This is a genomic window from Salinimicrobium sp. WS361, from assembly GCF_050750585.1.
Taxonomy (GTDB): Bacteria; Bacteroidota; Bacteroidia; order Flavobacteriales; family Flavobacteriaceae; genus Salinimicrobium.
Window position 1 is genome coordinate 354,105 of the sequence record NZ_JBOJLM010000002.1, and the last position, 11,123, is coordinate 365,227.

The 11,123-nt window shown below is 39.6% G+C and carries 10 protein-coding genes and 2 tRNA genes; 5 read left to right on the forward strand and 7 right to left on the reverse strand.

Annotation, left to right across the window (positions count from 1 at the left end; all coding sequences use genetic code 11):
• Nucleotides 1-171 precede the first annotated feature (171 nt).
• Nucleotides 172-714, reverse strand: a complete 543-nt coding sequence (locus ACQ93I_RS03500; protein WP_431697159.1) for an RNA methyltransferase — start codon at nucleotides 712-714, stop codon at nucleotides 172-174.
• Between the two features lie 219 nt (nucleotides 715-933).
• Between ACQ93I_RS03500 and mutS the strand changes: the two genes are divergently transcribed.
• The 5 genes from mutS to ACQ93I_RS03525 all read left to right on the forward strand — a co-directional run bounded on the left by mutS (nucleotide 934) and on the right by ACQ93I_RS03525 (nucleotide 5,411).
• The gene (gene mutS, locus ACQ93I_RS03505; RefSeq protein WP_431697169.1) at nucleotides 934-3,519 is read left to right on the forward strand and encodes a DNA mismatch repair protein MutS; all 2,586 of its coding nucleotides are present in this window, start codon (nucleotides 934-936) and stop codon (nucleotides 3,517-3,519) included.
• Between the two features lie 107 nt (nucleotides 3,520-3,626).
• A tRNA-Gly gene (locus ACQ93I_RS03510) sits at nucleotides 3,627-3,699 on the forward strand.
• An 84-nt stretch (nucleotides 3,700-3,783) separates the two neighbouring features.
• Nucleotides 3,784-3,869 (forward strand) — tRNA-Leu (locus ACQ93I_RS03515).
• Between the two features lie 215 nt (nucleotides 3,870-4,084).
• Complete coding sequence (locus tag ACQ93I_RS03520) at nucleotides 4,085-4,474, forward strand: hypothetical protein (RefSeq protein WP_431697160.1); 390 nt, start codon at nucleotides 4,085-4,087, stop codon at nucleotides 4,472-4,474.
• Nucleotides 4,475-5,201: 727 nt separating this feature from the next.
• On the forward strand, nucleotides 5,202-5,411 hold the full coding sequence (locus tag ACQ93I_RS03525; RefSeq protein WP_431697161.1) for a hypothetical protein: 210 nt from the start codon (nucleotides 5,202-5,204) through the stop codon (nucleotides 5,409-5,411).
• 312 nt (nucleotides 5,412-5,723) lie between these two features.
• Here ACQ93I_RS03525 and ACQ93I_RS03530 read toward each other — a convergent pair whose 3' ends face one another.
• From ACQ93I_RS03530 to ACQ93I_RS03555, 6 genes are all read right to left on the reverse strand, one after another.
• Entirely contained in the window at nucleotides 5,724-7,226 is a 1,503-nt protein-coding gene (locus ACQ93I_RS03530; protein ID WP_431697162.1) for a hypothetical protein, read from the reverse strand.
• A 94-nt stretch (nucleotides 7,227-7,320) separates the two neighbouring features.
• Nucleotides 7,321-7,716 carry a hypothetical protein gene (locus ACQ93I_RS03535; protein WP_431697163.1) on the reverse strand — a complete coding sequence of 132 codons (396 nt, stop codon included), beginning with the start codon at nucleotides 7,714-7,716 and terminating at the stop codon, nucleotides 7,321-7,323.
• Nucleotides 7,717-7,722: 6 nt separating this feature from the next.
• Nucleotides 7,723-8,001: a helix-turn-helix domain-containing protein gene (locus tag ACQ93I_RS03540; RefSeq protein ID WP_431697164.1), complete on the reverse strand. Its 279-nt coding sequence runs from the start codon at nucleotides 7,999-8,001 to the stop codon at nucleotides 7,723-7,725.
• Between the two features lie 89 nt (nucleotides 8,002-8,090).
• The gene (locus tag ACQ93I_RS03545) at nucleotides 8,091-9,041 is read right to left on the reverse strand and encodes a hypothetical protein (RefSeq protein ID WP_431697165.1); all 951 of its coding nucleotides are present in this window, start codon (nucleotides 9,039-9,041) and stop codon (nucleotides 8,091-8,093) included.
• Between the two features lie 144 nt (nucleotides 9,042-9,185).
• Complete coding sequence (locus tag ACQ93I_RS03550; protein ID WP_431697166.1) at nucleotides 9,186-10,058, reverse strand: tyrosine-type recombinase/integrase; 873 nt, start codon at nucleotides 10,056-10,058, stop codon at nucleotides 9,186-9,188.
• Nucleotides 10,059-10,297: 239 nt separating this feature from the next.
• Nucleotides 10,298-10,498: a hypothetical protein gene (locus tag ACQ93I_RS03555; protein WP_431697167.1), complete on the reverse strand. Its 201-nt coding sequence runs from the start codon at nucleotides 10,496-10,498 to the stop codon at nucleotides 10,298-10,300.
• Nucleotides 10,499-11,123 lie beyond the last annotated feature (625 nt).

Consider the following 11,123-nt stretch of genomic DNA (forward strand, 5'->3'; position numbering starts at 1 on the left):
CAGTTCTTAGTTCTCAGTTCTCAGTGATTGGTAATCAGTGTTTAGTGTTCAGTTTGAGCTTGATATCTTAAAGCCGGTCAACACTAATCAGGAAAGTTTAATTTTTCACTTTCCACTTTCCACTTTCCTCTTTCCTCTCTCCTCTTTCCACTCTCCACTTCCCATTCTCCACTATTTCAAAAGTTTCATTTTCGAAAACACATCCCACATTACAACTCCTGCACTTACAGCAATATTAAGAGAATGCTTGCTGCCAAGCTGGGGGATCTCGAGCACTCCGTTGCTGGTCGATACTACTTTTTGCTGTACGCCTTTTACTTCGTTACCAAAAACGAGGGCGTATTTTTGCCCTTTTTGAGGTGTAAAGGCATCGAGGAATTCGGCGCCTTCGGCTTGTTCTACCGAGTATACTTTTACGTCTTGCTGCTGCAGTTCTTTTACCAGTTCCAGAACATCTTCGCGAAACTCCCAGGCAACAGTTTCGGTAGCCCCAAGGGCGGTTTTATGAATATCTTTATGTGGCGGAGTGGCTGTGATTCCGCAGAGATAGATTTTTTCGATCAAAAAGGCATCGGCAGTACGAAAAACGGAACCTATATTGTTCAGGCTCCTCACGTTGTCTAAAATGACAATTACCGGCGTCTTTCTGGCCGACTTAAATTCTTCAGTAGATTTTCTATCGAGTTCGCTGTTCTTCAGCTTTCGGTTTTCCATGTGCCAAAAATAAAGAATTCAGCAGTACTTTCAGAAAATAGCAGGGCGATGAATTTCACTTCAGCATAAATTAAGAGCTTTGGTTGACAGGTTGTGGATAAAAGTTTGAAAATGAGAAAAGGGAAGATTATCTTTAAAGGGAGAGAATGCATATTTTAGCCCTCAGCAAAAAAAATGAGTCCAGTGTCAGGAAAATCAGAGAAGAAGGTCACGCCGTTAATGCAGCAGTACAACAAGATCAAGAAGAAATATCCTGATGCCATGTTGCTGTTTAGGGTGGGCGATTTTTACGAGACTTTTGGAGAAGATGCTGTGAAAGCTTCGCGTATTCTCAATATTGTGCTTACCAATCGCAATAATGGGAGTGAGCGCAGTGAACTGGCCGGTTTCCCACATCATTCCCTTAACACTTACCTGCCAAAGCTGGTGAAAGCGGGGGAGCGGGTGGCCATTTGCGACCAGCTTGAAGATCCTAAACTTACCAAAACCATCGTAAAACGTGGGGTGACCGAACTGGTAACGCCCGGCGTGGCTATGAATGATGAGGTGCTGCAAAGCAAGACCAATAATTTTTTATGTGCGGTTCACTTCGGAAAAAAGTCGCTGGGAATCTCATTTCTGGATGTTTCTACCGGAGAATTCCTCGTTGCAGAAGGCACGGCAGACTATATTGACAAGCTACTTCAAAATTTTAGTCCCAGTGAAGTGCTGGTGCCAAAGCAGAAGAAAAAGGAATTTTACAGCAGTTTTGGGCAGGATCATCATGTGTTTTTTCTTGAAGACTGGGTGTTTAAGCACGATTACGCTTATGAAAACCTCAATACCCACTTTAGTACAAAATCTTTGAAGGGTTTTGGAGTGGAGCACCTGCTGGAGGGAATTGTTGCGGCAGGGGCAGTACTTTATTATCTGGGTGAGACCCAGCACCATCGCCTGCAGCACATTACCGGTATTACACGCATTGCCGAGGAGGAATATGTGTGGATGGACAGGTTTACAATCCGCAATCTTGAACTATACACTTCTAACGCTCAAAATGCTGTTACGCTGCTCGATGTTATTGATCACACTATTTCGCCTATGGGCGGGAGAATGCTGAAGCGCTGGCTGGCGTTACCTCTTAAGAATTCAGAAAAAATTAAAAGACGGCACCGGGTGGTGGCTCACCTGGTAGAGAAGACCGAAATTCTCGAAAAAACGAGAAGCCATATTAAGAAGATTAGTGACCTGGAACGCCTTATTTCTAAAGTAGCCACGGGTAAGGTTTGTCCGCGGGAGGTGATTCAGTTAAAGAATTCCCTGGAGGCTGTGATTCCTGTGAAAGCCCTGGCAACAGAGTCGGGGGAAGAGGCGCTTAAAGTGCTGGGGGAGAATTTGCAGAGCTGTGATTTGCTTCGGAATAAAATAAAAGAGACGCTCTACGAGGATGCGCCGGTAAATATTCAGAAGGGGAATACTGTTGCCGAAGGTTTTTCAGGCGAGCTGGATGAACTTCGAAAAATAGCATTTTCGGGCAGGGATTATTTAGATAAACTGCTGGAGCGGGAGAGTGCCGCCACCGGGATCACTTCGCTCAAGATTGGGAGCAACAACGTCTTTGGCTATTATATTGAGGTGCGGAATGCCCATAAAAATAAAGTACCCGAGAGCTGGGTGCGAAAACAAACCCTTGTAAACGCCGAACGTTATTTTACCCAGGAGCTAAAAGAATATGAAGCTAAAATTCTGGGGGCCGAAGAGAAAATACTGTACCTGGAGCAGGAGATCTTTTCAAATCTGGTCACCTGGATTGGAGATTATATTCAGCCGGTACAGCAGAATGCTACTATAATAGGTCAGCTGGATTGTTTGTGTTCTTTTGCGCAGCACGCGATCCTCGCAAACTACAGCAAACCCGAAATAGACGACTCTTTTGAATTGGAGATCACTAATGGAAGGCACCCGGTAATAGAGAAGCAGCTGCCTCTTTCGGAAGCTTATATTGCCAATGATGTCTACCTCGACAGGGAAGCCCAACAAATCATTATGATCACCGGGCCCAACATGAGTGGTAAGTCGGCCATTCTACGGCAAACAGCTCTCATCGTGCTCATGGCACAAATGGGCAGTTTTGTACCAGCCGGGGCGGCAAGAATTGGCCTCATTGATAAGATCTTTACAAGGGTAGGTGCCAGTGACAATATTTCTATGGGGGAATCTACTTTTATGGTAGAAATGAATGAAACGGCGAGTATTCTGAATAACCTTTCGGAAAGGAGCCTTATTTTGCTTGACGAGATTGGCCGGGGTACAAGTACCTACGACGGAATTTCCATTGCATGGGCAATTACCGAATACCTGCATGAGCATCCTGCCAAAGCAAAGACCCTATTCGCCACTCATTATCACGAGTTGAATGATATGGGAGAAACCTTTGGGCGTATTAAGAATTTCAATGTTTCAGTAAAAGAATTGAAAGACAATGTACTGTTTTTAAGGAAGCTGGTGCCGGGAGGCAGTGAGCACAGTTTTGGAATTCATGTGGCCCGAATGGCCGGAATGCCGCAACAGGTGTTGAGAAGGGCCAATAAGATCTTGAAAAAGCTGGAAGACTCCCACGGCATGAAAGAAAAATCGGGGGGCTTAAAGAAATCGGCAGAAGAAGATATGCAGCTTAGCTTCTTCAATCTTGATGATCCTATTCTTGAGGAGCTCAGGGAAGAGATTCATCATCTTGATATTAATACACTTACGCCTGTAGAGGCTTTGATGAAGCTCAATGAGATCAAGCGGATGCTTACCAGCAGACAGAAGGCGGGGGTTTAAGGCTAGAAAAAACCCTGTTGTTTTTTCAAAAAAATCTTTGCCAGTTTCAGAAATGTATTAAATTTGCACCGCAATACTCTCTGGAAAGAGAGATGTTCTTTTAAAATGCGAAAATAGCTCAGTTGGTAGAGCGCCACCTTGCCAAGGTGGAGGTCGCGGGTTCGAATCCCGTTTTTCGCTCTGCATGGAGAGACCCGGGTTGCCCGGGTTTGTTTTTTAAACACGTTGGGCTTAAAATCCAATGAGCTCCATATAAAATTCCACGCTCGGATGGTGGAATTGGTAGACACGTTGGACTTAAAATCCAATGAACAGCAATGTTCGTGCGGGTTCAAGTCCCGCTCCGAGTACTTAGAAAACCTGTAATAGCATTGTTAATCAGTGCTTTGCAGGTTTTTTTGTTTGTAGTTTCCAAACATCTTCCAAACAATTCTCTTTTCCTGTCCTTTAGAGCAATCCTGTAAGTTTTAATAAGTAGCCTCAAAACGAGTTTTTTGCGTTTTTGTCGACTGTTGCAGTGAAGTTCTATTTTAATGCCCTACATTTAAGAGTAGAATTTCATTTTATGAAGGAATTAAAATGGATAGGAGTTCTCCCTGCTTCTATCTTCGCGTATATGGTTGCCAACCTTCTATCGGTTTTAGTCATTCGTTTCTTAGAGTTGTTTGATTATTCCAATGAAATGCCGGTAACCCTTTATTTAAGTTTTCTTGGTCCTGGGTTTGCTGCTGCTCTTGCCATTTATTCTGGGGTGCTGCTGGCTCCATCTTTTAAAAAAGAGGTATCTATTGTCTTGACCTTAATCTTCTGCATTGTATTTTCAATTAGTATATTCATTGGAGTTTTCTTTAATGGTGACTGGAAATCTACTTTACCAGCCGTTGCGGGTATCCTGGGGTCTTTGATATACTGCCTTCGCTACATTAACACAGGGAACTACAAAATAAATCTTTAGGTTATGGAGCAACGTTCAACTTTATACTTTTTCAAATGGTTCTAAAAAAATACGCCGTAATTCTTTATTTTATTCTGGGTCTGGCGCTGCTCTTCGTTCTTTACTCTTTCTCCCAAAATGGGCGGTACTACCTGAGCAAGGATAACTATTATGTTATTGATAGTCAAACGGGAGATATCTATTACAAGGACAATAAAATAAAAGGCAAAAAGAAAAAGACTCGAGTAATGTTTTAGATATGAAATGTTCTCCAGTCAATATTATTTTCTGCCAAATCTGTAAATACCTGAACCGGGAGCAGGAAACCATTTTGATTGAGAAGTTGTCGAAAGGGAAGGAGCTAAAACCTCGGGCATACCTGAACATTTTGCTAAAAAACTTTGATGTTGAGATGTTTAAGGATAATCCCGTAATACCTGAAGATATTTGGCTGTACAATTATATAAAGTATGAGATAACGCCCAAAAGGATACCCAAAACCGGTCTAATTGCGAAGTACGAGAGAAGAATATTTTTAAAGAACCAGAATAAAGATTAAAAGTTTGGTTCTGTCTATGCGGTGCCGTGTTGGTATAAAGACATCTTTTTCCTTGCACCCAAACAAAACCAGTCAAATTTTAAAATGAAATCTTTATGTACAATCTAAATAGAAACGTGCCGGGGAAATATCTACAGTAGTAGTACGTCCCATTATACAAAGAAGGCATTTCACAAAATCATTAAACAAATGGAAAACAATAAAGAATCATCTTCAGAAGTTCCACAGGAGAACCTTAAACAGTCAAGAGATATTAGCGAGAGTAAAGAAGAAATTATTGCCCGACTCATGAAAATGCCCTACAAAGAGTTTCTGGCAAGAAAGGCAGGTTTTGAGGCTGCCATTAGGAAAGGACGGGAAAAATTTTTAAAAGAAGAAAAAGAAAATGATGAACAATAATAACAAAAGATCATGGAAAGATATGAGCACCAAGGAACTCAGATTAAGAGTAGAGGCAATGAGAAGTGCATTAAAAAAAGGAATTGATAACCGGAACATTCAGAAAGACAATGAGGAAGGGGAAAAATAAGAAGGTGCTCCCGGGAAAAAAATAGTACCTCCCGGTTCTGAAACAAACTAAAAAATTATTGTCTGCATACGAACCGGAGACCATATACTATGTATGGGGTCTGGATCCAAAAAGGAAAACCGAATTGTTTAAGGGTATGGGGTCGAATTGTTTGAGGATCCTTGAATATTTTAGTTTTTTCCTCAGTACCTTAAATAGGTCAGGGGCAGCAACTTTTTTCTTCTTCTTGCTTCGCCAGGTTGATCTTTTTTCTGACTTAAATAAAAGGTATCTGTAAATCTTTCGAGAACTGTTTTCTTCTGCCAACCTATAGCAAAACCAGCAGTTACACCAAAGTAGTTTACTTCTGTACAATCGTATTGCAAATTCCATTTACTGTAGTATGGTTCAAAAATCGTTTCCACTTCAGAAAAGGTTTGTTTCAAAAGTTTATTAAAATCTTCTCCCAGGTAGTAGTTAACTCCACGATGTCTGTCTGGTTCTATAAACTCCCGGTTGTTCATTTTGCTCTTTACAAGTTCTATAGTGTAAATCTCCATTATTAACGTTGCCATCTCCTGTGCCTTTTCTTCCGGTAGTTGCCTCAGGTCTTCCTGCTCATTCTCTGAAAACAAAAATGCTCCCTCTTTTAGTAATGGAATGTTATTTCCTGTAACAACACATCTACGGGTAGCAGTCGATTCTCCTATTGTGCCGTTTCGGATTATATATATGTTGGAATACGCACAATTTTCTTCTTCTGTGGGGGTCTCGGAAATGGCACAATTTTGTAACTCAGAAAACTTTTGCTTAATTATATTTTTCAGGTCTTCGTGAATATTATATCCGGTCATGTCGAGAAGTCGTAGGTATGTCTTCTTGGAGTTGGTAAAGGTGTTTTTGCTTTTTTGTAGTTGCTTATACCAGAAATGAGTATTTAGCCTTTCCACAAGTTTTAATCTACTGTTGTTATCGAGGCCGGACAAATTAACTGAACTATCAAGTATTAAAACATCGTCGAACTCTTTTAGCAAGTTCTCAGCTAATTTTGAATAGGTTTCCGGTCTTAATAAATCCATAAGGGTATAGATGCCCAAAGAGTTTATTTTCTTGCTCTCCTGGCTCTTTATTTCAAACCTTAGCATATTTCTATCAGCATATTTTGGAAACTGTATTCCCTTTGCGTATGCCTTTATACTTAAATATTTACTGGCCTTTCCTTTCTTGCTGAGGCTGTAACTCTTTTTACTGTACAATAGGCCGGTATCAGTTTTGAATTCATTCCGGCCATGGTATGCAAAGAAGGTTATAAGATCCTCTATTTTTATTGGGCTGAGAATATTAATCCCAAATTCAAGATTGACAATTTTGAGTTTTAATAGATCAGAATCAACTAATTCAAAAGTTGAGATAAAGGTCTGGAGTACAGAAATACAGTCTCTTACTGTGAAATCATTTGCGTTGTGTTTGTTGTCGTTGTAGAAGTAGTGCGGTTTAAAGTAAATTACAAGGCCGTGATCGTGAAAACAGAAAACTATTCCCCTGTGAACTTTAGAAGTCTTCGCCTTTATTATTCCTTCCTGTGCCTCTTCTTTAATGTGAGATAAACCCTCTCTATAGTCGGACCAGATTAAGGCCGGATCAGAATTAAATTTATCAATCAGTTCTTTGTCTTTGACAAATATTTTTAAATAGTCTAAAGTCATACTAAAAATGTTAACTTTGGGTTGTGGGTATACGTTGCCGTATTCCCGAACATTGAACAATAAGGGAGGAACTGAACAGCCTCCCTTTTCTTATTTAGAACAGGTACGGGTGCGTTTTGAGGATCTTGTCCAGTATTCCTTTGTGTGAAGGGTAAAACCCTCTAAAAACGTCTATAATTAAGTTTCCTTTGTCTTTGTCGAACTGGAATAATAGAAGGCTCTTTCTCCCGTTAATTTTCATATCACCGTAAAAAATACCTTCCTCTAACTGGCGTAATCCTGTTTGCTGCCTTCCCCATTTTGTTTTGTCTCTTAGGTGTAGCCAATAAAGAATACCGGATGCCTGGGAATATCCCCGGTCTTTAGAAAACTTTATCCGTTCTGTTAGAAGGTGGTGGAGGTCGCCCGGGTGTTGTTCGTAGTGTAGAACAGTCTCTAAAACTTTTGAAACTGTGAACAGGTGCCGTTTAAAATCTGCGTTACTTTGCATAACCAGTTACTTTAAAGAAATTAGACTTTCCTCTATTTCACTGCGTTTGTAGTACACGCGGTTGCCTATTCCATGGCGTTTCAATTTCCCGGACTTGCTCCAAAAATGAACAGTTGTTAAATTCACCTTTAGCAGTTCGCTAACCTCTTTCCGGGTTAATAACTCTGTAGGCTCTTTGGGTTGAAATTCCTTTTTAAGTTCCTCAAGATGAGGTTTAACTACGGCTGAAATAATTTCCTGTAGTTGCTCTGTTGAAATCTGTAATAGTTGAATACTTCCTTGCATCGTATATGATTTTTGTTATACAATGCAAAGGAGGGGATAGGCTTGTACTGTGGGAAGTACGGTTTGTACCTTTTACGGTACGGGTTATTCTACTGGGCTTTTAGCCATTCTATAGCATCTAAATAGGCGTTATTTCTATCGGTACTTTCAACCAGGTCGAGGGTTTTAAGTTTACCTAATATTTCTTGATATTCCTTAAAGAACCAATCTTTAAAACGTTCCGGCCGTACATGAATATATTTTTCCTCCTCATTGTACATCCGCCAGTAGAAATAGGCAATATCACTTTGCCGGGAATTTTTAAACGTTGAATTTTTCAATAGATATTGAAAGAGTTTAAACCCATTGTGTGCAAATATATGGCTGTGTGGTGGAGCTATTTCAATTCTCTTTTCTACAGTAGGGATATCTATTAATATAAATTCATTTCCACTTTTGATAATCATTTTGCCCTGTGCCTGGAACTGCTGCCTTATGTATTCTTGTTTTTCAGTTCTGGCTCTTTCAAGTTTATACCTTAACTTCTCAGCCTTCTGCAATAAGTTGGGGTTTGGTTGTAAATTAGGGTTTGACCTGTCTTTGGAAGTTTCTTTCCGTTTATCCAATATTTGCCCGTAGTCAATGCCAATGTAGTTTTTATCGGTTCTCAGAAACCTTTGCTGAAAAAAAGGCAAATTATCCAAGTCTCTATAATCTTTCTTTAAGAGTTCGTTTTCTGTTAATTCAGGATCATGTATTAGCAACTCCTGAAACCGGGCCTTAAATGTGTTCTTGTAAACCTGTAGGGAACAATCAATCCAAAAGAAATCATTTTCCAAACTGAGTAAATATAATTCAGATAAACCTTCGATAATTTTTAACTCAAATTCCTCGTACACGCTCACATCTTCTTCTGTGTGTTTAAATCCATGAAAATACTTGGTCTTTCCATGCTTCAGGCTGTCAAGTCTCGCTAATACTTTACCTATTTGGTGAAATAATTCTTCTGGTTCTTCTGAGTAAGGAGCGGACAATAACTCTTTGTCTGTATCATTCTTCATTCTGCTGCCGGTTTAATTCCTTCTGCTCCTGGTATAAATCCTTCATTAATTGCTTTCTCAAAATTTCTCTCTCTTTCCGGCTATAGGAATCCCGGTTTTCTAAATAAAAGTCTAATTGCTGTGATGTAGTCATTTCTCTTGGTGTTATTGGTTTGAGGCGTTTTTAATTACTTTCATTGTAGGCTCCTTTTCCTGGTGCATGGTTTCGTAAAACTGCATAAATAAATCTGCGTTGAGGTCTTTATCTTCCCTGCGGTTAATGTACTCCAGAAACATACTTTCCTTACTGTGGCCTGTAATGCCAATTAGAACGGCCGTAGGAATCTTTTTATAGTAGTTTGTGGCAAATGATCTGCGGAACGTGTGAGAGGTTATTAACTGCCATTTGAAATAGGTATCCGTCTTTTTCCGGCCTGTCTTTTTATCAAACTTTCTACCCTCTATTTTTTCTTCCAACTTGGCAAGTTTACAGACGTCTTTAATGTGTTTGTTTAACTTCTGCTGTGAGATAGGGTAAGGAAAATTATTTTCTATGATCTCCTTTACATGGGGTGCAATAACCCCAATTGTTACGGCCTTGCCTGTTTTCTGCTGCTCAATATCAATGTACATACGGTTGCCCTTGTACCTAATGTTGTCCGGTGTCAACCTCAGCAAATCACTTGCACGCTGCCCAATTTCACAACCGATTAACAGCCAGTTTCGGGCATTCGCCTGTGCCTCTGTTTCTAATTCTGCGGTGCGTATCTGCTCTAATTCTTCAAAGGATAGGGTAACTATTAACCTTTCGTTGTTTTGCTCTCTGAATCCTTCAATTTGCTTTGTGTAAGGATTGACCTTTATATCAAGTTTCTCAGCATCCAAACAAACGGTTTTAAGGTTGTCCAAAATCTTTCCTGCGTAGTTGGTAGAATACTTCTGGTTGTTCATTAACCAATTGGTGAATCGATCAACAAAAGGTTTCCCTATGTCCTGGAAATGGATCTTCTTTTTTATTTCCTTCTGATAGGTTTTCATTACCTTTTTAAAAGTCTTGTACCCTGTTATCCTGTTCTCAGATAATCCTATTTTATTGCTGCCTTTGATCTTACGGGTATTGGCATTGTCGATTATGTACTGGGTGTGATTTACTAACAGGCTGCTATCGGTTTTCTTTACCCTGTCAAAACATTGGTTAATTTTTGCCTTGACCCAATCAATCCCGATTAGTTCACCTTTAGAGTTTGCGGTGTTTACCTCTTCATAAATAAAAGTCTCTAACTTGCTGAGATCGCTAAAGGTATTCCGGTTTCTGTGCTGTTTTGTTTTGGTTTGTTGGTGGTCTTGCTCCAGTCTTTAGGAAGTACTGTAAACCCTGTTGAGGTTTCTATGAAGTTGCCCCGACCTGTAGAAAGATAAAGGTAAATTGAAACGGGATTATTTCCTTTCCCTCGAATACGATATTTAACCGTTGCCATATTTAGAAGTATTTGAACATTGAACAAGACGAAACTACAACCTTTCCAAACATCTTCCAAACATCTTCCAAACATTATGCAATACTGCTGTCCTTATTGCAATTCTATGAAGTTGTGCTAAACCTTAATAGATAGTGGTGTTATGGGAAATATCTCAACCTTTTAAGGTCTTACTTATTTTGGCTAATAGTAGGGGTTCCTCTCCCGCTCCGAGTACAGAAACCCTTGTTAATCTATTGATTTTCAAGGGTTTTTTGGTTTTATTCGGTTTAATTTGTACGCCGCCACTTTTTTAATTGTTATGGGCTCTTTTGAGGCTTTTAAAAAAAAGTCAATTGAGATATGGTAAATTTTTAATTTAAGGACTCTCCCCTTGAATAAAAGTCGTTTTCCTTTTAGGCTTCATAAGGGTTCTTAGCTGCAGATATAATATTGAGAGAAGGAGAGCGATTTTTTTATGTGTGTACTATTCAAATACAAGAAAAATTTATTACTATTTTCCAATGACTTGCAACAAATTTTAAAGTTAGCTTAGTGTGCTTAGATTCTTATTGAACCTGAATTTTCGAATTTTCTCTTCTCTTTTTAAATTCATAGCCAATAGGAGCTTTTAAATTTTCATGAT